23 protein-coding genes are annotated in these 22,451 nt (G+C 65.7%); 17 read left to right on the forward strand and 6 right to left on the reverse strand.

Translation table 11 applies throughout. The features are described from left to right. Positions 1–79: 79 nt before the first annotated feature. Entirely contained in the window at positions 80–1,054 is a 975-nt protein-coding gene (locus AC1DWT_RS13690; protein WP_072937190.1) for an LLM class flavin-dependent oxidoreductase, read from the reverse strand. A 141-nt stretch (positions 1,055–1,195) separates the two neighbouring features. Here AC1DWT_RS13690 and AC1DWT_RS13695 point away from each other — a divergent pair, with 141 nt between their 5' ends. Next, on the forward strand, positions 1,196–2,323 hold the full coding sequence (locus AC1DWT_RS13695; RefSeq protein WP_387492187.1) for a nitric oxide synthase oxygenase: 1,128 nt from the start codon (positions 1,196–1,198) through the stop codon (positions 2,321–2,323). On the opposite strand, the gene AC1DWT_RS13700 is transcribed toward AC1DWT_RS13695, so the two are convergent. After that, positions 2,311–2,781 (reverse strand): group II truncated hemoglobin, encoded by a 471-nt coding sequence (locus AC1DWT_RS13700; protein WP_072937188.1) that lies wholly within the window; start codon positions 2,779–2,781, stop codon positions 2,311–2,313. The two genes, AC1DWT_RS13695 and AC1DWT_RS13700, sit on opposite strands and share 13 nt — an antisense overlap. Before the next feature lie 70 nt (positions 2,782–2,851). Here AC1DWT_RS13700 and AC1DWT_RS13705 point away from each other — a divergent pair, with 70 nt between their 5' ends. Beyond that, complete coding sequence (locus AC1DWT_RS13705; RefSeq protein WP_095862205.1) at positions 2,852–3,430, forward strand: TetR/AcrR family transcriptional regulator; 579 nt, start codon at positions 2,852–2,854, stop codon at positions 3,428–3,430. A gap of 7 nt (positions 3,431–3,437) precedes the next feature. On the opposite strand, the gene AC1DWT_RS13710 is transcribed toward AC1DWT_RS13705, so the two are convergent. Both AC1DWT_RS13710 and AC1DWT_RS13715 read right to left on the reverse strand, forming a co-directional pair. Further along, positions 3,438–4,850, reverse strand: coding sequence for an MFS transporter (locus AC1DWT_RS13710; protein WP_095862204.1), 1,413 nt, complete (start codon positions 4,848–4,850; stop codon positions 3,438–3,440). Next, the gene (locus tag AC1DWT_RS13715) at positions 4,847–5,302 is read right to left on the reverse strand and encodes a MarR family winged helix-turn-helix transcriptional regulator (protein WP_095862203.1); all 456 of its coding nucleotides are present in this window, start codon (positions 5,300–5,302) and stop codon (positions 4,847–4,849) included. The genes AC1DWT_RS13710 and AC1DWT_RS13715 overlap by 4 nt, the downstream gene beginning before the upstream one ends. Before the next feature lie 250 nt (positions 5,303–5,552). Here AC1DWT_RS13715 and AC1DWT_RS13720 point away from each other — a divergent pair, with 250 nt between their 5' ends. Next, complete coding sequence (locus AC1DWT_RS13720; protein WP_206016015.1) at positions 5,553–6,749, forward strand: L,D-transpeptidase; 1,197 nt, start codon at positions 5,553–5,555, stop codon at positions 6,747–6,749. A 9-nt stretch (positions 6,750–6,758) separates the two neighbouring features. Further along, positions 6,759–8,168, forward strand: coding sequence for an FAD-binding oxidoreductase (locus tag AC1DWT_RS13725; RefSeq protein ID WP_477920967.1), 1,410 nt, complete (start codon positions 6,759–6,761; stop codon positions 8,166–8,168). Positions 8,169–8,180: 12 nt separating this feature from the next. Here AC1DWT_RS13725 and AC1DWT_RS13730 read toward each other — a convergent pair whose 3' ends face one another. Then, positions 8,181–8,438, reverse strand: coding sequence for a lipase family protein (locus AC1DWT_RS13730; RefSeq protein WP_072937183.1), 258 nt, complete (start codon positions 8,436–8,438; stop codon positions 8,181–8,183). A gap of 163 nt (positions 8,439–8,601) precedes the next feature. On the opposite strand from AC1DWT_RS13730, the gene AC1DWT_RS13735 reads away from it, so the two are divergent. The 7 genes from AC1DWT_RS13735 (at position 8,602) to AC1DWT_RS13765 (ending at position 14,663) form a co-directional block, all read left to right on the forward strand. After that, complete coding sequence (locus AC1DWT_RS13735) at positions 8,602–9,582, forward strand: quinone oxidoreductase family protein (protein WP_477920968.1); 981 nt, start codon at positions 8,602–8,604, stop codon at positions 9,580–9,582. Positions 9,583–9,636: 54 nt separating this feature from the next. Beyond that, positions 9,637–10,167 carry a MarR family winged helix-turn-helix transcriptional regulator gene (locus tag AC1DWT_RS13740; protein ID WP_072937181.1) on the forward strand — a complete coding sequence of 177 codons (531 nt, stop codon included), beginning with the start codon at positions 9,637–9,639 and terminating at the stop codon, positions 10,165–10,167. Positions 10,168–10,392: 225 nt separating this feature from the next. Further along, on the forward strand, positions 10,393–11,547 hold the full coding sequence (locus tag AC1DWT_RS13745; protein ID WP_477920970.1) for an acyl-CoA dehydrogenase family protein: 1,155 nt from the start codon (positions 10,393–10,395) through the stop codon (positions 11,545–11,547). A gap of 26 nt (positions 11,548–11,573) precedes the next feature. After that, complete coding sequence (locus tag AC1DWT_RS13750) at positions 11,574–12,371, forward strand: SDR family NAD(P)-dependent oxidoreductase (protein ID WP_072937179.1); 798 nt, start codon at positions 11,574–11,576, stop codon at positions 12,369–12,371. 153 nt (positions 12,372–12,524) lie between these two features. Next, positions 12,525–13,847 carry a cytochrome P450 gene (locus AC1DWT_RS13755; protein WP_095862198.1) on the forward strand — a complete coding sequence of 441 codons (1,323 nt, stop codon included), beginning with the start codon at positions 12,525–12,527 and terminating at the stop codon, positions 13,845–13,847. A 68-nt stretch (positions 13,848–13,915) separates the two neighbouring features. Further along, the gene (locus AC1DWT_RS13760) at positions 13,916–14,233 is read left to right on the forward strand and encodes a 2Fe-2S iron-sulfur cluster-binding protein (RefSeq protein WP_095862197.1); all 318 of its coding nucleotides are present in this window, start codon (positions 13,916–13,918) and stop codon (positions 14,231–14,233) included. 4 nt (positions 14,234–14,237) lie between these two features. Beyond that, the gene (locus AC1DWT_RS13765) at positions 14,238–14,663 is read left to right on the forward strand and encodes a DUF2834 domain-containing protein (RefSeq protein WP_241031339.1); all 426 of its coding nucleotides are present in this window, start codon (positions 14,238–14,240) and stop codon (positions 14,661–14,663) included. A gap of 63 nt (positions 14,664–14,726) precedes the next feature. Here AC1DWT_RS13765 and AC1DWT_RS13770 read toward each other — a convergent pair whose 3' ends face one another. Continuing rightward, positions 14,727–16,013: a C40 family peptidase gene (locus AC1DWT_RS13770; protein ID WP_477921013.1), complete on the reverse strand. Its 1,287-nt coding sequence runs from the start codon at positions 16,011–16,013 to the stop codon at positions 14,727–14,729. A 392-nt stretch (positions 16,014–16,405) separates the two neighbouring features. Here AC1DWT_RS13770 and AC1DWT_RS13775 point away from each other — a divergent pair, with 392 nt between their 5' ends. The 6 genes from AC1DWT_RS13775 to AC1DWT_RS13800 all read left to right on the forward strand — a co-directional run bounded on the left by AC1DWT_RS13775 (position 16,406) and on the right by AC1DWT_RS13800 (position 22,441). Beyond that, positions 16,406–17,509 (forward strand): NAD(P)-dependent alcohol dehydrogenase, encoded by a 1,104-nt coding sequence (locus tag AC1DWT_RS13775; RefSeq protein ID WP_477920973.1) that lies wholly within the window; start codon positions 16,406–16,408, stop codon positions 17,507–17,509. Between the two features lie 52 nt (positions 17,510–17,561). Beyond that, a complete protein-coding gene (locus AC1DWT_RS13780) occupies positions 17,562–18,356 on the forward strand; it encodes an MlaE family ABC transporter permease (protein ID WP_095862194.1) in 795 nt (264 codons plus the stop codon). Positions 18,357–18,497: 141 nt separating this feature from the next. Continuing rightward, a complete protein-coding gene (locus tag AC1DWT_RS13785) occupies positions 18,498–19,274 on the forward strand; it encodes an MlaE family ABC transporter permease (protein ID WP_477921015.1) in 777 nt (258 codons plus the stop codon). A gap of 1 nt (position 19,275) precedes the next feature. Further along, positions 19,276–20,439 carry an MCE family protein gene (locus AC1DWT_RS13790; RefSeq protein ID WP_477920975.1) on the forward strand — a complete coding sequence of 388 codons (1,164 nt, stop codon included), beginning with the start codon at positions 19,276–19,278 and terminating at the stop codon, positions 20,437–20,439. Continuing rightward, the gene (locus tag AC1DWT_RS13795; RefSeq protein ID WP_477920977.1) at positions 20,439–21,440 is read left to right on the forward strand and encodes an MCE family protein; all 1,002 of its coding nucleotides are present in this window, start codon (positions 20,439–20,441) and stop codon (positions 21,438–21,440) included. The genes AC1DWT_RS13790 and AC1DWT_RS13795 overlap by 1 nt, the downstream gene beginning before the upstream one ends. Further along, positions 21,440–22,441, forward strand: coding sequence for an MCE family protein (locus AC1DWT_RS13800; protein ID WP_477920979.1), 1,002 nt, complete (start codon positions 21,440–21,442; stop codon positions 22,439–22,441). Before AC1DWT_RS13795 ends, AC1DWT_RS13800 begins: the two co-directional genes overlap by 1 nt. Positions 22,442–22,451 lie beyond the last annotated feature (10 nt).

The following is a 22,451-nucleotide window of genomic DNA, read 5'->3' on the forward strand; positions in this document are numbered from 1 at the left end:
GACACACACTATTCACCCGCTTGCGCAAGATTGTCAAGACTTGCGCAAGGCTTGCGGCAACTGTTGTGTGCCGTGCGGGTCACACGTCCAGGAGTGACAACAGCCGATCGGATTCGAACAGCGCGTCCCGGTCGAACGTGGACGTCGAGGCCAGGAGTTCGTCGGCGCCGGTGCGCGCCCTCAGCGCGTCGAGCGCGACCTTCACCTGCTCGGCGTCGCCGTGGATCGACGACGCGATCGTGGCGTCGACCTGTTCGCGCAGCCGCGGGGTCCAGGGCTGAGTGCGTATGTCCGCGACCGATTCGAGCGGCGGAAATTCGCCGGTCCGGCTCGATTGCGCCAGCGCCCACGCCTCCGGGAGCAGCAGTTCACGGGCCCGGTCGTCGTTCTCGGCGATCATGACCTCGAGCGAGATCATCACGTACGGGGCCCGGTGAACGGCGGATGGGACGAAGCTGTCGCGGTACCGGTCGAGTTCCGGGACGCGCGCGCCCGACCCTTGAAGGATCGGCCCGCCGACCACCACCGGCAGACCGGCCTTCGCGGCGAAGTCGAGTCCGCGGCGAGTCGCGAGAACGAACATCGACGGGGGGCTCGCCACCTGGGGCCGGGCCGTCACGGTGCCCTTGCCCTCGAGGTAGTTCCGCACCTCGTCGAGGTCGTCCGCGAACGTGTCGGGGGCGTTGCGGTCGCGTCGCAGCGCCTCCCGCACCGGCTTGGTGAATCCCAGGGACCGCCCGACCCCCAGGTCGATGCGGCCCGGGTACACGGCCTCGAGCATCAGGAATTGTTCGGCCACCACCAGCGGCTGGTGGTTCGGCAACATCACACCACCCGAGCCCAACCGGATCCGGCTGGTGCGGGCGCCGAGGGCCGCGAGCAGCACGGGCGGCGACCCGCTCGCGATGCCCGGCACGGCGTGGTGCTCGGCCACCCAGAACCGCTCGAATCCGAGGTGTTCGGCGTGCACCGCCCGCTCGATCGTCCCGGTCAGCGCGGCAGAGTCGGGCGCACCGCGGCGCGTGCGGGACCGGTCCAGAATCGAGAGCTTCACCTCCGGGGGAACCGCCGTCCTGCCGGCGGTATTTCCTCACCCCGTCCGCACTCGGTGGACGAGTGTGCCCGCTTCGCTGACATACTGACCGCCGCAGGATCCACGATCGCCGGGAGGTCAATGGTGAGCAGCACAGGGACTATGTCGTACTCGCTGGATGTCACGTCGCGGTCCGCAGCGCAGATGCGGGAGTGCGCAGAGTTCTTCAGCGAGCCCGAGCTGGCCCATCTGCCCACCGCCCGCCTCGCGGACGCACTGGAGTCGCTGGCCGAGGCGGGCCGCTACGAGCACACCGTGGAGGAACTGGAAGTCGGCTCGCAGCTGGCGTGGCGCAATCACGCCCGCTGCGTCGGTCGCAAGCACTGGCGCACGCTGAAGCTGATCGATGCCCGCCACGCCACCACCGCGGACGAGATTGCGGAGGCGTGCTGGGAGCACCTGCGGGTCGCGACGAACGGCGGCGCGCTGCGCTCGGTCATCACGGTCGGTCCCCTACCGCTGGCGGACGGACGCGAGTACAAGATCGTCAGCCCGCAACTGATCCGGTACGCCGGCTACCGCCACGCGGACGGGACGGTGACCGGGGACCCCGCCCAGGTCGGAATCACCGAGGCGGTGACGAAGATGGGGTGGCGGGGCGCAGGCACGCCGTTCGACGTGCTGCCGCTGCTGGTGAGCACCCCCGACGAGACGCTGCGCTGGTACGAGATTCCATCCGAGCTGGTGCTCGAGGTCGAGATCGAGCACCCCGACTACGCCTGGTTCGCCGATTTCGGTCTCAAATGGCATGCCGTGCCCGCCGTGTCGAACATGAGCTTCTCCGTCGGCGGGCTGACGTATCCGCTGGCGCCGTTCAGTGGGTGGTACGTGAGCACGGAGGTCGGGGCCCGCAACTTCAGCGACCGGGACCGGTACGACATGCTGCCCGCCATCGCCGAAAAGCTGTGCCTGGACACGACGTCGGAGCGGACGCTCTGGCGCGACCGGGCACTGGTCGAACTGAACCGCGCCGTGATCCACAGTTACCGGCAGTCCGGGGTGCACATGGTCGATCATCACACCGTCGCCAAGCAGTTCATCAGCCATGTCGAACGCGAGGAATCGCTGGGCCGGAAGTGCCCCACCGACTGGTCGTGGATCAACCCACCGATGTCGGCGGCGCTCACCCCGACGTTCCACCGACTCTACGACGCGCCCGACATGGACCTCCGCCCCAACTTTCTCCCGGCCGCCAGCTCGGGTTGCCCGATCTCCGGTCAGCCGCGGTAGGGCGGGGCGACGCCCCAACCCCAGTGCGGGACGGGTGCGTGCTCGACCACCTCGGCTCCCGGACTCGAATTCTGCAGGGCGAGCCGGGTCCCCCACTCGACGTATGCCATGAAGGCGGAGCGGAATTCGGGGTCGGACGGCAGGGCCGCGTCGTCGGCGGCGAGACTCATGGTCGCGGCGAAGCGGTGCCGCTGTTGCGGGCTGATGGCGAGACCGATGTGGTGCCGCAGCATGCGTTCGTAGCCGCCGAGGTGTTCGGTGTATCCCGGCGGGCCGCCGAACACCTCGCACCACCACAGGGTGACGTTGCGGCGATGCTCCTCGTGCACGCCGCCGGGGAACATCGGCGACAGCAGTTCGTCGCGCTCCACCCGGTCGTAGAAGGCGTCGATCAGCCGCCGGAACGACTGCTCACCGCCCGCCCATTCGTACAGGGACGGGGTGTCCTGATCGCTCATGCGAGCTCCCGATTTCCGTCGTCTCTCCATTACAATACACATCAGTATTGGATTGAAAAGAGGTTCGAGCATGAGTGTGGCCGGGCGCAGTCGCGACACCGACATCGACACCCGGGTCCTGAGAGTTGCGGGCCGGCAACTGTCCCGGGCCGGATACGACGCGATGTCGCTCGCCGCGATCGCGGCGGAGGCGGGCACCACCCGCCAGGCGCTGTACCGCCGGTGGGCGACGAAGGCGGAGTTGGCCGCGGCCGTCGTGGCGCAGTTGGCCGACGAGGAGACCGGCCGGTCGTCGGCGGACCCGTTCGGTGATCTGGTTCGCGAACTGGCCGACTTCCAGCGCGGGGTGTCGCGCACCGGCCGGCTGTCACTGGTCGGGACGATGCTCCAGGACACGACGGACGGTGACGTCCGCGCGCAGTACCGTGCCCGGGTGGTGGCACCGCGCCGGCGCCGTATCCGCGCCATCCTGGATCGTGCCGCGGAGCTGAAGATGATCGACGCCGACGCCGATCTCGAGGTCGCCGTCACGATGACCACGGGCAGTTGGTACGGCCGCGCCCTGGCCGGCGATCCGCCCCCCGCGGACTGGCCTGCCCGGACCGCCGCGCTGATCTGGCGGGCAGTCGGAGGAACGGTTCCCTCCTGAGCGATTCCTACGCAGCAGACCGGCGGTCGCCCATGTTCCGCGACATCAGGACCCCGGCGAGGAGGAGAACACCCGCGATCGCGATGAACCATCCCGTGCGGTGCAGTCCGTCGTCGCCGATGACGTGACCGGCGGTGGTCTGCAGCACGACGGCCGACAGGTTCGCCCCGATGTACTGCACGGTGCGGTACATCCCGATCGCCGTGCCCACTTCCTCGACGGACGTGACCGAGCTGATCAGATTCTGGTTTCCGATGTTGTTGAATCCGTTGGGGATTCCCAGCACTGCCGCCACCATGAGCAGCACGACGATCGGGGCGGTGCTGCTCTCCACCGAGGCCAGGAGCACCCCGCCCACAAGCAGCGCACACGTCCCGACGGTGAGCGTTCGGCGTACCCCGTGCCGCCGGTACGTCCGGGACGCGAGCAGTGTGGAGCCGATACCGACGACGGCGACGGGAAGCATCGTCAGCCCCGCCTCAGTGGCGCCCATTCCCCGGGAGTACTGCAACCACTGCGGGATTCCGAAGAAGACGCAGTAGAAGGCCGTGTAGGTGAGGAGGGTCCGCGCGAGGGTCGCGCTGAGCGCCCGGTTCCGGGCCAGTGCCCGAACGTCGATGAACGGTTCATCCGCCCGACGTTCCCACTGGACGAACAGCGCCAGCACCAGCGCCCACACGGGGATCAGCCACCACACCGGGTCGGTGGTGATCGACAGCAGGAACAGCATCGTGGACGAGACGAGCGCGAGAAACAGCAGGACTCCCACGACGTCGAGTGCGTGCACCAGTTGCCGTCGACTGACCGACATGCCGCCGACGAAACCGACGTTCGCGAACTTCGTGACCGCGACGGCGCTGAACGCGACGATCGGGAGGTTGATCCACATGATCGACTGCCAGCCGAACGCACCCACCAGCAGTCCGCCGAGCGTCGGGCCGAGTGCCACGACTCCCTGGCTGCAGATCGCGAGGGTCGTGATCGCGGTGCGCGGTTGCGCACCGTGCCGTTCCGCGTACCCGCGAATCATCGTCATCGCGTTGGGATACTGGGTGGCGGTTCCGATTCCGACGAGGATGCGGGAGAAGATCAGCCAGCCGACCGTGGGTGCGAGCAGACCGGCCACGGAGCCCAGCGCCACCAGTGCGAGGCCCCCGAGGTACACCTTCCGGGCGCCGAGGAGGGCGCCGAGCTTCCCCGCCATCGGCGCGGTGACGGCGGTGGCGATGTAGAGCGCGGAGATCACCCAGGTGATGCCGGACGAGGAGCCGAACTGGGCGGCGATGCCGACGATCGCCACCGCGATCATCGACGAGTTCAGGGGTTGGAGAATGCTCCCGGTGGCGACGGATCCGCTGACCCGGAACGGTACGGACGGCGACTTCTGCGCGACAGCGGTGTCGGCGACGGTCGCGCTCACGAGTTCATCAGTGACTCCCGCTGCGGCGCCGACTCGGGGGTTGCTGCGAGTCGGCGGAGTAGCCGTCCGGCGATGAAGAGGAGGTCGCGTTCGGCGTCGGTGCATTCGGTGGCGAGCGCCGCCGAGAGCCATTCGCTCCGCCGCGAGCGGTCGGCGGTGAGGGTTTGCAATCCCAGCGCGGTGATCGCGACGATGCTCGCCCGGGCATCCTGGGGGTCCACGGTGCGGGATACCATGCCGGAGTCTTCGAGGATCGAGACGGTCCGCGCGATGGACTGCGGCGCCACCTGCTCGAGATCGGCGAGGGCACGGGCGCTCATCGGACCTTCCCGGTCGAGATGCGCGAGGGCCTGCAGCTGCGAGGGCGTGAGCAGGTGCCCGGACCGCTGGGTCCGGATGCGCCGGGTGAACATGACGACATCCTCACGGAGTCGATCAGCCTTCTCGTCCATGTATTCGCCTCTCGTTCGCCGGAGCAATTTCATTAGCCAGTCTAGCTGTTTTATTTCTCCAGGTCAATCGTCATGTTGCGCCAACTACGTGCGCATACAGTCAGAAATATTGCCAGCACAGCTGTCTAAATCGTCGTGAGTGGACGGATTCACCCAGGTCGGGCAGGGTCGGCGGGTGTCTGACAGGAAACTCCGAGGCGATCGCTGGCAGTATGAGGACGGCGAAACGCTGATCGAGATCCGAAAGAAGGTGGTCGTGACTCTCCGCACACGGACAGCCGGCATCGTTGCAGTGGTGGCCCTGACGTTCCTGGCCACGGCATGCACCATCGGAGACACCGGCACCTCGGAACCCCCGACCACCACCCAGGCCGCGCCCGCCTCGATTGCCGTTCCCGCGGCCGCCGGCGCGCCGATCAACCCGACCACCCCGATCGTGGTCACCGCCACGGGCGGCCGGCTGACCACCGTGACGGTCACGAATCCCGCGGACGCCGGCGCACCGGTCGCCGGCGCCCTCGCCCCCGACGGCACGAGTTGGACGAGCACCGCGCCCCTCGGATACGGGTCCACGTACACGGTCGTCGCCGACGCGGCGAACCCCGACGGCGCCCCCGTCGAGCAGACGTTCACGGTGACGACGATGACCCCCGATTCCACCGCGTACGCGAACGTCGTCCCGGCACCCGAGGTCGTCGCGGACACGGGCATCGGCGTCGGCCAGCCCATGGTGTTCCAGTTCACCGCTCCGGTCGCCAACAAGGCCGCGGTGCAGGAGCGACTGCACGTGACGACAACACCGCCGCAGCCCGGGGCCTGGTACTGGACCGACGACCAGAACGCGCACTATCGCGCCGCAAACTATTGGGCGCCGGGAACCAAGATCCACATCGAGGCGGACGTGTTCGGCGTCGACCTGGGCGACGGCGTCTTCGGTGCCGAGAACAATGCCGCCGACTACACCGTGCACGACTCGTGGGTCGCCAAGGCGGACGGTGCCAGCGAGGTGCTCACCGTGTTCCACAACGGTGTTCAGGAAACCTCGATGCCGATGAGCCTCGGCTCCCCCGACCACCCCTCGCACGAGGGCCCGCACGTGGTCTCCGACAGGCAGCAGAGCATCATCATGGACTCCTGCACGTACGGCGTCTGTGCCGGCGACCCCGACTACTACCGCGAGAAGGTCGACCTGAACCTCCGCATCTCGAACGACGGCGAGTTCGTCCACTCGGCGCCGTGGTCGGTGGGCGATCAGGGCAACAGCAACGTCTCCCACGGCTGCGTGAACCTGGCTCCCGCCAACGCCCAGTGGATGTTCGACCATTTCGGTATCGGCGACGTCGTCGAGATCACCAACTCGGGCGGGCCGATCCTGCCCGTGTGGGACACGTACGGGGATTGGGAAGTTCCGTGGGCCGAGTGGCAGGCAGGTAACGCAACCGGATAGGAGGCGCTCGTGAGTTCACCATCCGCGGAATGTGTCGCGCAGCTGAAGGCGGTGCTCCCGCACCGGGTTCATCTGCCGGACACCGACGACTACCGCGCGGCACTGGGCAGAGTGTTCTTTCCCGACGCCGCGAGACGCCGACCGTCCTGCGTCGTCGAACCGGAGTCCGTGGAGGACGTCTCCACTGTCATGCGGGTTGCGCATCGGACGGGCGGCACCGTCACCGTCCGCGGCGGCGGGCTGAGTTCGAACTGTGTCGCCGACGACGCCGTCATGCTCGACTTGTCTGCCCAGATGAACACGGCGCGGCCCGAGGACGACCGAGTGGTCGTCGCCGGCGGCGCCACCGTGGGAACCATGCTGGACGCACTCGCCCCCACCGGCCGGGTGGTGCCGGTCGGGATCGTGGGGCATGCCGGCTTCGGACTCGTCACCCGCGGCGGCGTCGGCTACCTCACCCGCAGTCTCGGGCTGACCGTCGATCAACTGCTCGAGGTCGAACTCGTGCTGCCCTCCGGCGAAGTCGTCCACCTGTCCGATGCCAGCACCGGCGACGAGGCCGATCTGTGGTGGGCGGTCCGGGGTTGCGCACCGTGCTTCGGGGTCGTCACGTCGGCGGTGCTGCGCACCCATCCGCAGGGCCCGGTGTGGGTCGATCGAATGGTGCTCGGACTCGAAGCGCTCGCCACCTATTTCCGTGTCGCCCCGACGCTTCCGCGTGACACGACGATGGGCGCGGTGCTCGGTTACAGCGCGCTGTCCGCCGACGAACCCGTCCTGTTCGTGTACACCGCGTGCGCGAGCGACGATGCATCCGACATCGACCGCGCCCGGGCCGCCGCCACCTCGGTCGCCGCCGTGTCGGGCAGCGTGCTGTACCGGTCCGAGACCTCGGGCAACTACCTCGACGGGCTACCCGAATTCGCGCCACCCGGAGCCGACGGCGAAGAACCGGAACCGATCCGGCTGCCCCAACCGGGTGACCACAGGGGGTCGTTCTTCGGGAAGGCCGTCTTCACCGGACCGACCCTCGACTCCCACCTCGCAGAAGCCCTGGCCACCCAGATCCGCGGGGCGCCGACGCGGGAATGTCGTATCGACTTCCAGCACACCGGCGGTGCACTCGCCGATGTGGGTAACGGCGACACCGCCTTCTGGGGTCGCGGCGGCGAATGGAACATCCCGCTCAACGCCATCTGGTCCGACCCCTACGACGGCGCCGCCTGCCTGTCCTGGGCGGGCGGCACCCTCGACGCGCTCGCACCCCACACCACCGGCGTCTACAGCGTCGAAGTCCGGCCCGGATTCCCCGAGACGGGCGCCGAGATCGACGCTGCCTACGGCGGAAACCTGCGGCGACTGCGCGAACTGCGGCAAAGGCACGATCCGATGGGGGTGCTGACGCACTACCCGCTCTGAGATTCGCAGATGTCACACGCAATCGTCGACGGCAGCCCGGCCGGCGAAACGTGCTGCAAGGAAGTCGATCGCACCCGGCGCGCCGGAGACCAAGGTGGTGTTGTGACTCGGCACATGCGGGCTCGGTCCACTCGGCCCGAACTGGAGGGCAGCGCGGATGCCGTCGAGAACCGCGTAGCCGGCCTGTGGTCCGGCGAGGAATTCGGATTCCGGTCCTTCGTAGTCGGCGGTGACGACCGCCCAACCACGGGATAGCAGATACGCGATCATCAACGACTCTGATGCGGTCGAGCGACTTGTACAGCAGCTGCCAGGAATCGACCGGGATCGGCACACTCCGTCCCGTCACCGCCGCGACCAGAAGGCGCAACCACCGCCGAATGCGCACGAAAAACATGCTACCGTGCGAATGGTACGACCGAAAGGACTTTTTGTGGACGCCGTCGTGTTGCGAGAATTCGGGGAGCCGGATGTCTTGAAGGTGGAGTCGATTTCCGACCCCGTGGCGAGCTCGGGTTGGGTCACCGTCCGCCTGAAGGCGGCCGCGCTAAACTGGCACGACGTCCTCGTCCGCCAGGGCAGGTATTCGTCACCGCTGCCGCACGTACTCGGCGCCGACGGCGCAGGCATTCGCAGCGACACGGGCGAGGAGGTTCTCGTCCTCCCGTCGCTGTGGTGGGGAGATCGCGACGCCGCGCCGAGCGCACAGTGGGAGATCCTCGGCGATCACCAGCGAGGCACCTATGCCGAGTTGGTGCGCGTTCCCGCAGACTGCGTCGCCCCCAAACCACGCGGGCTCAGCTGGGAGCAGGCCGCCGCACTGCCCCTCGTCGGACTCACCACCTACCGCGCCCTGTTCACGCGTGGCCGCCTCCGCGCCGGCGAGAACGTGCTCGTCCTGGGTGCAGGCGGCGGCGTCGCGACCATGGCCGTCATGCTGGCTTCCGCAGTAGGAGCGAACGTCACCGTCACGTCCTCCACGGCGGCCAAGATCGCGCAGGCACAGGAACTCGGCGCCGCGAACGGTGTGCTCTACACCGACCCCGAATGGCCGGACGAGGCTCGCCGACTCACCCCGGACGGTCAGGGATTCGACCTCGTCCTGGATTCGGTGGGGACCTGGGAGCAGTCCATCGCCGCACTGCGGCCGGGTGGCCGCCTGGTCGTGCTGGGCGCGTCGCGCAGCGAGCTCGCCACCCTCGACGTCCGGCCTTTCTACTTCGGTCAGTACGAACTGATCGGGACCACGATGGGCAGTCCCGGGGACTTCGCGGGGCTACTGACACTGCTGGACACCGAATCCGTCCCGCCCGTACCCATCAGCGCGGCATTCCCCCTCGCCGAAGCGGCCGCCGCACACAAGCATCTCGAACAGGGAAGCGGGTTCGGGAAGGTCGTTCTCTCGCACGGGTGACCGCGGTTCTATGATCTACCTCGACGCGGTTCGGTGACGACGAGAGGACGCCCAGTGGCGAGTGAACTCCCGACGCCGGCTGACGACGAGCGCCACGACGTGGTCGACTGGATGCGAGCCGAATGGTCCCAGCGGCGTGATTCGGCCGATCTGGAGTTCGGAACCACGATGGCGTTGCTCCGCACGCACCAGTGGATCGTGCGCGCCATGGACCAGGAACTGCGTTCACTTCGACTGTCGCGCAACGCCTATCTCATTCTCACGTCGCTGCAACTGTCGGAGCAGCGCACTCGCACGCTCGGCAAGTTGAGCAAGTACCTCATGGTCCACCCCACCACCGTGTCGATGGCGGTCGACCAACTCGTCAAGGCGGGCCTCGTCGAACGCAAAGCCCACGCGACGGATCGCCGCACCGTTCTCGCAACCCTCACTCCGGCCGGCCTGGAGGTGGTCGAGGATGCGAACGATCGCCTCGCCGCAGTGCGCTTCGGCCTTGCGCCCGTCGACACCGACACCCTGGAAGCGTTGATCGAACAACTGCAACAGGTACGTCGCGCCGTCGGTGACGTCGAAACCGGGGACTGAGAACCGCCGGAGACCCTCTCGCGGTTGAGGTGCCGGACCCGGGCGCCGCATCTCCCACGTAGACATCTACCCGGCACATCTCTTGCCTCATTAGCTTTGACGCCCTACTATTCAAACCTAGAATAGTTCTCACGGGACGAGGAACGGGCCGTCCGGCTTCTCAGTGCACGACAACGCCCCCTCGCCGTGATCCCCCAGCCGAGTCACGCACAGGAGCACACTCCGATGGTTTCATTCGCATTCACCGACGAACACGAAGAGTTCCGAAAGACGCTGGCCACGTTCAGCGACCGAGTTCTACTTCCCGGCTACCGCGATCGAGCCGCGTCAACGGACTTCCCTTTCGACATTCTGAAGAGGATCGGCGACCTCGGATTGCTGGGCATCGGCCTGCCCGAACAGTACGGCGGCACGGGCGCCGAAGACCCCGTCCTCCTCGGGATCGCCACCGAGACCCTGGCCTACGGCGACGTGAACATGGCGTCGGCACCCGTCCAGATCGGGTTGGTCGCCTCTCAACTGGCGCTGTGCCGGGACGAGATCCAGGAGCGCTACCTCCCTCCCCTCATCAACGGGGAGCAGACCATCGCCATCGCGTTGACCGAACCGGGCTCGGGCTCCGATGCGAGTGCACTGACCACCACCGCAACGGCGGTAGAGGGCGGATGGCGCCTCAACGGCGAGAAGACGGCCATCTCCTGGGCGATGAATGCCACTGCGGCACTTGTCTACGCGCGAGAGCCCGGATCCAGCCGTGCCCGGGGTGTCAGTTGCTTCGTCGTGCCGCTCGACGCGGACGGGGTCAGCGTCAGCCACATGCCCGGCATGGGCTGCCTGCCCTTGGGGTGGGGAAGCATTCATCTGTCCGACGTCTTCGTTCCCGAGTCGCATCTCGTCGGCGAACTCGGCAAGGGCTTTCACTCGGTCATGGACCACTTCGACTTCAGTCGTGCGGCTCTCGGACTGATGTGCCTCGGCGCCGCGAAACAGAGTCTGGAGGAAGCCGCCGCGTACGCGCAGCAACGGGAGACGTTCGGGCAGCCGCTCTCCGAGCACCAGGGACTCGCGTTCCAATTCGCCGAGCACGCCACCTATTTAGAAGGCGCTCGCTGGATCTGCTACCGGGCGCTGTGGCTCCGGGAAACCGCCCAGCCGCACACCGCCCTGGCGTCGATGAGCAAGTGGTGGCCTCCCGTCGTGGCCAAGAACGCGATCGAGTTCGCCATGCGCGTACACGGAGACCTCGGGTACTCGACCGAATCGCCTCTGCAGCAACGCTACCGCGACGTCACCGCGTACCTCGTCGCGGACGGCACAGCCGAGATCCAGAAACGCATCATCGCGAAGGACATCTTCGCCCGCGGCACAGTATCTCTCTGACCCCCATCACCCTGAAGGAGCTCACCATGGGAACGCATGAAATCTCACCGCCGAAAGAACTGAAGGACAGCAGCGGACTGATCGTCGGTGGCACGGCAGGGATCGGGCTCGCGACCGCCGTCGGCCTCGCTCAGGCCGGCGCACCGCGCATCATGGTCGTCGGACGCAGCACGGAACGCGGACACACTGCCGTCGATCGCATCTCGTCCGCCAACTCGTCGTGCGAGGTGACCTTCCTGCCGGAAGACGCAACCACAGTCGACGGCGCCGCCCATATCGCGTCCGAAGCCGAGCGGATTCTGGGCGGCGTGGATGTCCTGGTATCCACGACAGCTGCCGACGTCCGGCCGGAACTCTTCGCGAACATTCCCACCGACGACATCGCGCGCATCTTCAACCAACTCGCGCTCCCGTGCATGTATCTCGCGAGCGAAATCGTTCCCCACATGACGGCACGGAAGGGCGGCGTCATCATCAACGTCGCATCGGACGCAGCCAAGACCGCGACGCCCGGCGAGTCCGTGATCGGGGCGGCGAAGGCCGCGATCGTCATGTTCACCCGCACACTGGCCATCGAAGCCAAACGCAGCGGAATCCGCGTGAACGTCCTGACGCCGTCGCTGGTCGCCGGCACCGGGTCTACCGAACGCATCACCTCCGACGGGTTCAGTGCCAAACTGTTCGCCAAGGCAGCACAGCAGGCCCACCTCGGCGTCCCCGAATCCGAGGACCTCGCTGCGCTCGCCGTCTTCCTCGCCTCCCCCGCCGCGCGCCGGCTGACCGGACAGGCGATCAGCGTCAACGGGGGAATCTCGGCGGCCTGAGAACTGCCTCCGAATCGGGGGCGAAACCCCTCGTCTGGGTGACGCATGGGTGCCGTTCATGCATGAGACTCGAGTCACAGCATGAACGGACACCGCGCGACAGCGCCGGTACGTCCCGGCGCTGTTCAGCCCACACCAGAGAGAAGGTTGATCATGACGACGGTCGAATCCGCCAACACCACAACAATTCCCGATGAGATAGCACGGCAGATCGTTCTCGCCGAGGGACACACCGACGACGCGAAGCTGTACGACGCCTACCGGTGGCTGCGCGAGAACCGGCCGCTCGGGCAGGCACGCGTTGAGGGATACGACCCGCTCTGGCTGGTCAGTAAGCACGCCGATCTGATGGAGATCGAGCGACAGCCGCAGATCTTCAGCGCCGGCGGCGGCGAGGACAAGGGCTCGCACAACCCCATTCTCGCCAACCAGGCCGGAGACGAGTTCACGAAGAAACTCACCGGCGGAAGTCTTCGCATCCTGGACGCGTTGCCCTACCTCGATCCCCCGGAGCACTCCACCGTCAAGGATGTTGCGTTCGACTGGTTCCGGCCGGCCAACCTCAAGAAATGGGAGGACCGCATCCGCGAGACGGCGAAGGAATCCGTCGATCGGCTCGTGTCCGGGAGCCAGGACCTCGACGCCGTACAGGAATTCGCGGTGTTCTTCCCGCTGCACGTCATCATGTCGCTGTTCGGTGTGCCGGTCGAAGACGAGCCGCGCATGATGGCACTGACACAGGACCTGTTCGGGGTCGCCGACCCGGATGCGACACGTGAGGACATCGAGAGCCTGTCTCCCGATGCCGCCGCCCAGCAGTGGGCAGCGGCGATCTCCGACTTCTACGCCTACTTCGATGTTCTCGTCGAAAGCAGGCGAGCAGAACCACGCGACGATCTGGCGACTCTCATCGCGGTCGCGAAGGATGCCGACGGCGAGTACTTCCCCAAGACGTTCGCCTACGGGTGGTTCGTCGCCATCGCCACCGCCGGCCACGACACCACGGCGAGCACCCTTGCGGGTTGCCTGCAGCAGTTGGCCGCACGTCCCGACATCCTCGAGCAGGTGCAGGGAGACCTCGATCTGGTTCCCCACCTGGTGAACGAAGCGTTGCGGATCGTGTCTCCGGTGAAACAGTTCACCCGAGTCGCACTCACCGATTACGAACTCCGTGGGAGTTCGATCAAGGCCGGCGACCGACTGATGCTGCTGTTCCAGTCCGGTAACCGCGACGCCGACGTGTTCGACAACCCGGACACCTTCGACATCGACCGGCGTCCGAACAAGCAGATCGCGTTCGGCTACGGACCGCACATGTGCATCGGCCAGCATCTCGCCAAGCTCGAAATGAAGGTCATGCTCGAGGAACTGCTGCCCAAGCTTCGTCGCGTCGAGGTGACCGGCGAACCCAAGATGATCCAGACCAACTTCGTCGGCGGATTGCGGCATCTCCCCGTCCACCTGACGTTCGCCTGACCAGGTGGTGTGCCGAGACAAGATGATCTTCGGCGCACCACCTTCGAGTGAGAAAGTGCCCTCAGCGCATGACGAAAGTTACCTATCACCTGCCGGACGGGTCGACGGAGCACGTCGATGTCGAACCCGGTGAAACGCTCATGAACGCAGCGCTCCGCAACAACCTCCCCGGCATCGTCGCCGAATGCGGCGGCAGTTGCGCCTGCGCTACGTGTCACGTCCACCTCCCGAAGCAGTACACCCGCTTCTTCGCCGAACCGACGGACGAGGAGACGGATCTGATCGCCTATCTGGACGCCGCGGACGACGATTCTCGTCTGTCCTGCCAACTCGTCGTCGCCGACAGCGAGGCCGAGATCCACGTTCGCGTCGCAGACAGCAGGTGACGTCGTGACCACGCAGATGCGCGGAAATACCGCAATGAATGCCCGTCACGCCTTCTACGTCGTCGCCGGGATCGCTGCGCTACTCCTGACCTGGCCATTCGCGTTCGACTGGATCGGCGACGGCGGAAACATCTTCAACCCGGTCGAATTCTTCGGAGACGGTATCGAGCCGGGCGGCACCGCCGCGTTCCTGAGCATCGACATGCTGATCGCCTGGACGGTCTTCATCGTCTGGGTGCTCACGGACACCGCACGGATCGGCATGGGCCGGAAGTGGGGCGTGGTCTTCGTGCTCTTGTCCTACATCGGCGTCTCCATGGCATTCCCGTTCTATCTCGTTGCACGAGAGCGCTTCCTGGCGCACGCGGCCGGCGGTCGACCGGACGCGAAGACACCGGAGAACCCGGCGTCCCGTGTCGGGCGCGGCTAGCAACCGACCGAGGCCCCTACGTCGAGCGCTGCTCGGCGTGGGGGCCTCGTGCCGTTCGGCCTTCTACGACACCACTCGCCGCGCCTTCATGCCCTCGAAGACCGGTGCGATCCGAACGACGTCGCCTGTCGTCGGCGCATGCACCATCTGACCGTTTCCCAGATAGATCGCGACGTGGCCGGGCCCTCCCGGGCCCCAGTTGCCGAACAGCAGATCGCCCGGCCTCGCGCCGTCCAGCGGGACCTCGACACCGACGTTCCACTGGGTCTCCGACGTGCGTGGGAGGATGAGGCCGGCGGTTGCGTCGTACACGGCGTAGGACGTCAGACCGGAACAGTCGAACCCTCCGGAGGACGGGCCCTTCACGCTGCCGCCACCCCACACGTACGGCAAGCCGAGATACCGAATTGCCGCCTGCACGATGAGACCACCCACACCCCCCGAATCACTGCGCAGGAGTTGTAGAACCGACGCGAACCGCCCCTCCGACTCACGGATCTTCGCGACGTACGGCCGGGTCTGGTTCTCGTAGTCGTCAGTCCCTCTGGGCATTCCCCCGAATTGGCGTACCGCTCCTATCCCCGCGTTGTATCCGGCGAGAGTCAGGTCAAGGGTATCGCCGGATACGAGCCCCTCGGCCTTCCATTCACCGATCTGGCTGTACATGTCGCACAGCAGGTTCCCGGACGCCATCACCGAATCGGCTACTCCGAGAACGTCCGACATTCCGTCGCCGTCGGCGTCCTTGCCGTATCGCGCCCAGGTGGCCGGAATGAACTGTCCGGGTCCACGTGCACCCGCCGGCGAGGCCGGCGAGGTGGCACCGTACCGAAATCCGTTCTCGACGGAATACAGCGCTGCGAGAACGGGCGCGGTGATTCCCTCGCAGATTCCACCCGCCTTCGTGAACCAGGGGACGAACACGGCGATCGAGCCGATCGGCATCGGACCGGCTGCGACGCTGCTGATAACGTCACCTTCCTCGCGCGGAATTGTTTCCGGCACAGTACTGTCGGCAGCAATCGGCTCCTCTGCGGGCCCGACCACCTCGGGCTCTTCGGATGCCCCCGGCAGCGACTCGTCGATTTCGGGATCAGGAGGAACCGCGACGACGGGTGACGGCAGAAACGGTGCCACCGCACTCTGGGCCGTCTCGGCAGCCGTGTCGACTGCCTGCCGAGCGGGCTCGCGGGAATTCTCGGGTAGCAATTCGATGTAGTCGTCGATTGTCACGTCGACGGCCTTCGCCTGATCCGCCACCGCGTAAATCTGCTGCATCGCGAAATCCTCTGCCGCATCGGGCATATCGGCGTCCTGGACGATGCCGCCGATTGCGGCGGCGACCCCCATGATGAGCGCCGAAGGATCAACAGACACTGGTTCCTCCTGAGATGGGACATCGATCGAGTTGATCGCGGAATGTGATTCAAGTCTCTCTTTATGCGTGCACTCGACGCGTCACACCAAGGGGTGTTTTCGGTACTTCGTCGGGGGCATCAGGTTCCCGCGGCGCGCAGACCGCCGACCCTGCGTCGACTCCGCCACACGAGCCTCGACTCCGTGTGGCGAATTTTCACAGGAAGACAGGACCTCTCGGGTGCCGTAGTCCCATCGGGGGTAAAGGGGGGAGATTGGAGCGAACTTGCCGCTCATCCCTGTTTTCAGAGCTTGTGATCTACCTAACATTGCACCTGAGCAAGTGATGCCCGTCCTCGGGCGAACACCTGAAATGAGGAGCAGTCGTGCAGATCACCGCCGCCGTAGTCCACGAAGTCGCGGGCGACTTCGCCATCGAGACCGTGTCTCTGAGCGAACCCACGGAACACGAAGTCCTCGTCGAGATCGCCGGCGTCGGTCTCTGCCACACCGATCTGGCCGTCAAGGAGGGCCATCTCCCGTTCCCCCTTCCGGGCGTCGTCGGCCACGAAGGTAGCGGGACGGTCGTGAGGGTCGGATCCGGAGTCACCAAGGTCGCTGCAGGCGACAAGGTCGCGATCAGCTTCAACAGTTGCGGCCAGTGTGCCCACTGTGGGAAGGGCGAGCCTGCGTACTGCCACAATTTCATGGCGTTCAACTTCGGTGGTGTGCGCCCGGACGGCAGTTCGGCACTCACCGCGGGGGACGCCACGCTCGGCGGCAACTTCTTCGGGCAGTCCTCCCTCGCGACACATGCCATCGCTCATGAACGCAACGTCGTGAAGGTCGCGGACGATGCCCCTCTCGAACTCGTCGGTCCGCTCGGCTGCGGAATCCAGACCGGCGCAGGCGCGGTGTTGAACTCTCTCGACGTCGCTCCAGGATCTTCACTGGTCGTCGTCGGCGCGGGTTCGGTCGGCCTGGCGGCTGTGCTTGCTGCCGTGGTCCGCGAGGTCAGCGTGATCATCGTCGTCGAACCTCACGAGTCGCGGCGCGAGCTCGCGCTGTCTCTCGGCGCGACCCACGTCGTCGATCCTGCGGACGGTGACCTCTCCGAACAGATTCGGGCAGTGGTGCCCCACGGCATCGACTACGCGATCGACACGACGGCTCTCTTGCCCGTGCTGGACCAGATCCTGCAGTCACTGGGTGTCCGGGGCACCCTCGGCCTCATCGGGGTCCCCGCCGACCCGACCGCCACAATCCCGATCGGCATGATGTCGACGCAGCTCTTCGGTCTGACGATCCGCGGGATCGTCGAGGGGGATGCCGACCCCGACACGTTCATTCCGCACCTTCTCGATCTGCACCGTCAGGGCAGGTTCCCGTTCGACAAGTTGATCACGACAATGCCGTTCTCACAGATCAACGAAGCTGTGGCCGTCCAGCATCGAGGTGACGCGGTGAAGGTCGTCCTCGTCCACGAATGATGACCGACTCCGCCGTATCGGATACTCCGGAAACAGTGAGAAAGGCCGTTCGATGTCAGTAGATCTGGAAGCCCGCCCGTCGAGGGCGAGCGCTGTCAAGAAGGGCATTCAGGTCGCGCCCACTGCGGTGGGCGCGTTCTACGCGACGTCGATGGAGACGTTCCGATGCATGTTCAAGCGCCCTTTCCACGCTCGCGAGTTCGTTCAGCAGGCGTGGTTCATCGCCGGTGTGTCGATCATGCCGGCGCTGCTGATGGCGATTCCCTTCTGCATGATGTTCGTCTACCAGATCAATATTCTGCTGGCCGAGATCGGTGCCGTCGACCTCAGCGGGGCCGGCGCCGGTGTCGCGATCATCCGTGAAATCGGTCCGGTGGTCACGGTTCTCGTGGTTGCCGGCGCCGGTTCGACCGCGATCTGCGCCGATCTGGGATCGCGCACGATTCGCGAGGAAATCGACGCGATGAAGGTGTTGGGAATCGACCCGATTCAGCGTTTGTGTGTACCGAGGGTCCTGGCGTCGACTCTCATCGGAATGTTTCTCAACGGTCTGGTGTCTGCCGTCGGACTGGTGGGCGGTTACTTCGCGACGGTCTACATGCAGGGTGCGTCGCCGGGGCAATACGTCACGGCCATCTCGATCCTCACGGGACTGCCCGATTTCCTTGTCAGCGAGGTGAAGGCGGCGGTGTTCGGCATGCTTGCCGGTCTCGTCGCGTGTCATCTGGGACTCAACGCGAAAGGCGGACCCAAGGGAGTGGGAGACGCCGTGAACCAGACCGTCGTATTCAGCTTCCTGCTGCTCTTCCTCGCGAACTCGGTTATCACCACTCTTGCGCTGCACTGACAGCGCTCAACACCTAGCCGAACAGTCGGCTGTCAACGGGAGAATTCTGTGTCGAAAGCTACTCGGGCCGCCCCGGCGAGACCGCACGTTGCCGGGCTCGCGCTCCGCGCGGTCGGTGCACCGGTTGGTCATCTGGAGGAGATGGGCAGGCAGCTCCACTTCTACAGCCACGCCGTCACCTCCATCCCGCACACGGTTCGGCGTTACCGCAAGGAGACGATCCGACTGCTCGCCGAGGTCAGCATGGGTACCGRTGCCCTTGCGGTGATCGGGGGAACCCTGGTGGTCATCTCGCTTCTCACCACCGCGGTCGGCTACGAGGTGGGCCAGCAGGGAGCGACGTCGATGGGCCGCATCGGAATCGGTGCGCTGTCCGGATTCATCTCGGCATTCTTCAATACCCGCGAGGCGATTCCCGTCATCGCCGGCATCGCGCTGACCGCGACGGTCGGTGCGGGTTTCACCGCTCAACTCGGTGCGATGCGGGTGAGCGAGGAGATCGACGCCATGGAGACCATGTCGATCCCGTCGCTCCCCTATCTGGTGAGCACTCGCGTCACCGCCGGGGTCATCGCGGTGATTCCGCTGTATGCCGTGGCGTTGTTCGTCGGGTACGTCGCCACGCAATTGGTCACCGAGTATCTCGGTGAGGCGAGCGGAACGTACCAGCACTATTTCAACGTCTTCCTCGTGCCGAGTGATGTCGCGTGGTCGATGGTGAAGGTGCTCGCGATGTCGGTGGTGGTGATGTGTGTGCACTGCTACCACGGCTACAACGCGAAGGGCGGGCCGGCGGGAGTCGGTGTCGCGGTCGGACGTGCGGTACGCACATCCCTGATCTCGATCATGGTCATCGACCTTCTCATCGGAATCGCCGTCTACGGTGGCTCCGCAGGCGCCGTGAAAGTGTCGGGCTGACATGGGTGGCCATATCGAAGAGCGGAGCCGCCGCGTCTACGCGCTCCTGGGTGGGTGTCTGATCGCGTTGATGGCAATCGCGACCGCAGCGTCAGTCGGCATCTACCGCGGATTGTTCCATTCGACCGTCCCGGTCACGCTGTACTCGGTGCGGTCAGGGCTGATGCTCGAACCCGGCTCGGACATCAAGATGCGCGACGTCGTCGTCGGCCGGGTGTCGAAGGTACAACTGGTAGACGACCGGGCCAAGATCACCATGGACATCGACGAGAGCCGAACGTCGACGATCCCGGAGAACATCACGGCCGTGATCGATCCGACCACGTTGTTCGGACGCAAGTTCGTCACGCTCGTCCAGCCGGAACATCCCTCGAGCACAATGGTGTCGGCGGGCTCTGTAGTTCAGGGCACCGGCGTGGCCACCGAGGTGAACGATCTCCTCGATTCGCTGGTGACGGTGCTGCGGACCGTGGAACCGCAGAAGGTCAACGCGACGTTGAGTGCGTTGTCGACCTCGTTGCAGGGCCGCGGCGACCAACTCGGGGACATGATGGTCGAGCTCGACGCCTACTTGTCCGAGTTCAACGGCAGCCTTCCCACGTTGCAGCGGGATCTGGTCAAGGGTGCGGAGGTCTCCGATGTCCTCGCCGATGCCGCTCCGGAGCTGCTGCGGACCGTCGATCATGTGAGTACCACCGGTGACACGGTGACCGAACGGGAACAGCAGTTGAGCGCTTTCCTGCTCAGTTTCAGCGGTTTCGGCAACAGCGGGCGGAGCTTCTTCGAGGCTTCCGGTGACCCGTTGGAGAAGTCCCTCGATTCGCTGGAGCCGACGACGGCGCTGCTCGCCCAGCATGCGCCGATGTTCCCGTGCTTCCTGGCGAGCATGGATCAGACCAACAGGTACCTGGAGCGCACCGTCGGCGGTAGCGATCAGGCCGGGCTGAACATCCTCGGCACTCTGCTGATGGGCGATCCGCCTTACACGTACCCGGAGAATGCGCCGAAGAACGGTGCTGACGGCCCGCCGCGGTGCTACGACCCCGCGCAGGCCCCCGGCCATACCGATTTCGACGACGGCAGCAAGGCCTACCAGCCCGCGCACGGAATCGAAGATCTGATCGGCAACCCGTTCGCGCAGTTCATGTTCGGAGGTGTTCGCTGATGACGAAGGCACCGGGAATCAAGTTGCTGATCTTCGTCCTGGTCACGTCGTTGACGGGATTCGGTGTGGCGACGGTGGTGGGCAACATGCGCTTCGGCAGCACGAACACCTATCAGGCCGTGTTCTCGAATGCGTCCGGGCTGGGCCACGGGGAAGACATCAAGGTCGGTGGTGTGCCGATGGGAAAGGTGACAGAGGTGGAGTTGGCCGGAGACGGCACGGCAGTGGTGTCGTTCTCCCTCTCCACGGAACGCCCCCTGACGGCGGGGACGACGGCGCGGATCAAGTACAAGAACCTGATCGGTGACCGCTGCGTGGAGCTCTCGAACGGACCTGGCGCGATCGGAGCGCTCGACGGCCCGATCCCCCTCGAGCAGACGACGCCGGCGCTCGACCTCGACCAGGTGGTCAACGGATTCCGTCCTCTCCTACAGGGTCTCGACCCGGATCAGACAAATCAACTGTCCGCTTCTCTGATCGAGGTACTGAACGGTCAGGAAGCGAGTATAGGGAGTCTGGTGGCCCAAATCGGAACCCTGAGCAACACATTGGCGGACCGGGATCAAGCGATCGGTCAGGTGGTGAGCAATTTCAACACCGTTGTCGGGACCGTGAACAATCGCGGTGACCAGTTCTCCGCACWGATCGACCAACTCCAACGTCTGGTCGCGGGTCTCGACGGCGACCGTGACCTGATCACCAATTCCCTGGTGAACATCGACCATGTCACGGACAGTCTCGCAGGAGTTCTCGACCAGAATCGCCCGGCGATCGCGCAGGACGTGGTTGCGCTGGGCGATCTCGCGGGCAACCTCGACGCGAATACCGACACCCTGAACATGGTGCTGTCCACGCTGCCCGAGAACTACCGCCTCATCGGCCGCGTCGCGGGTTACGGAAGTTTCGTGAACTTCTTCGTCTGCGGTCTCGCTGTCAAGTACGCGCCCGGGCCCGGTGGACTCACACCGATGTTCAAGGCCCCCGCAGAAAGGTGCCAGTGATGGCTCAGAAGTCCTTCCTCGAGCGCGATGCGTTCCGCATGGGCCTGGTCGGAACAGCCGTGCTGATCGGAGTCCTGTTTCTTGCGCTCAACTTCAACTCGATACCCGGTGTCAACAGGGCCACGACCTACCATGTCGAGTTCGCCGATGCCAGCGGCCTCGCGGTGGGTGATACCACGCAGATCGCCGGTGTGAAAGTCGGAGAGGTGAAGAAGCTTTCGATCGCCGATGGAAGAGTCGACGTGGAATTCGATGTGGACGGCGGTGCGGTCGGGCTCGGTGAGGACACGACGGCGGCGATCAAGGTCGAAACTGCGCTCGGTCGGCGGTACGTGGAGATCACTCCGGGACGCCATGGCGAGCTCGCCGACGACGCCACCATTCCGCTGGCCCATACCAGCTCCGGATACGACATCACCCGGGCGCTCGAGGAGGTCACCGACAAGGTGTCGGAGACCGACACCGTCAACCTGTCCGGCGCACTCGAGCAGGTCTCCTCGGTCGAAGACGAGCTTCCGCCTGACCTGCGGTCCTCTCTCGACGGCCTGTCCCGCCTGTCCGACACGGTGGCGAGCCGCGACGACGAACTGCGTCAGCTGCTCTCAGGCGCCGCCGACGTGTCCCGGATCCTCGCGGACCGAGACGTGCAGGTCGCCACGCTGTTCGGCCAAGGGCAGTCGCTCTTCACCGCACTGAACAGCCGGGCAGACACCATCCATCGCGTGCTCGTGCAGTCACGGCAGGTGGCCGACGCCCTCACCGGGCTTTCCCGCGACAACGCAGCAACACTCGGACCCACTCTCGATCAGTTGAAGACTCTGGTGGCCACATTGAACAGCAATTACGACAACATCAACGCATCGCTGACCGGCCTCGAACGGTTCGCGAAGCAGGTCGGCGAGGCGGTGGGCAGTGGTCCGTTCTTCGGGGTGCTCCTCCACAACATCGTTCCCGCCAACCTCTCCGGGCAGCTTCCCGGAAGCTTCGGGGGGCCGCGCTGATGGCATCGGT

The organism is Rhodococcus sp. P4_B6 (assembly GCF_056402215.1).

Coding starts and splice junctions, on each gene's coding strand:
- AC1DWT_RS13800 (WP_477920979.1), top strand. CDS start 21,440: ATGGCTCAGAAGTCCTTCCTCGAGCGCGATGCGTTCCGCATGGGCCTG.
- AC1DWT_RS13790 (WP_477920975.1), top strand. CDS start 19,276: ATGGGTGGCCATATCGAAGAGCGGAGCCGCCGCGTCTACGCGCTCCTG.
- AC1DWT_RS13700 (WP_072937188.1), bottom strand. CDS start 2,781: ATGAGCGATCAGGACACCCCGTCCCTGTACGAATGGGCGGGCGGTGAG.
- AC1DWT_RS13705 (WP_095862205.1), top strand. CDS start 2,852: ATGAGTGTGGCCGGGCGCAGTCGCGACACCGACATCGACACCCGGGTC.
- AC1DWT_RS13755 (WP_095862198.1), top strand. CDS start 12,525: ATGACGACGGTCGAATCCGCCAACACCACAACAATTCCCGATGAGATA.
- AC1DWT_RS13715 (WP_095862203.1), bottom strand. CDS start 5,302: ATGGACGAGAAGGCTGATCGACTCCGTGAGGATGTCGTCATGTTCACC.
- AC1DWT_RS13745 (WP_477920970.1), top strand. CDS start 10,393: ATGGTTTCATTCGCATTCACCGACGAACACGAAGAGTTCCGAAAGACG.
- AC1DWT_RS13770 (WP_477921013.1), bottom strand. CDS start 16,013: ATGGGGGTCGCCGCCGCAATCGGCGGCATCGTCCAGGACGCCGATATG.
- AC1DWT_RS13695 (WP_387492187.1), top strand. CDS start 1,196: ATGTCGTACTCGCTGGATGTCACGTCGCGGTCCGCAGCGCAGATGCGG.
- AC1DWT_RS13750 (WP_072937179.1), top strand. CDS start 11,574: ATGGGAACGCATGAAATCTCACCGCCGAAAGAACTGAAGGACAGCAGC.
- AC1DWT_RS13730 (WP_072937183.1), bottom strand. CDS start 8,438: ATGATCGCGTATCTGCTATCCCGTGGTTGGGCGGTCGTCACCGCCGAC.
- AC1DWT_RS13760 (WP_095862197.1), top strand. CDS start 13,916: ATGACGAAAGTTACCTATCACCTGCCGGACGGGTCGACGGAGCACGTC.
- AC1DWT_RS13780 (WP_095862194.1), top strand. CDS start 17,562: ATGTCAGTAGATCTGGAAGCCCGCCCGTCGAGGGCGAGCGCTGTCAAG.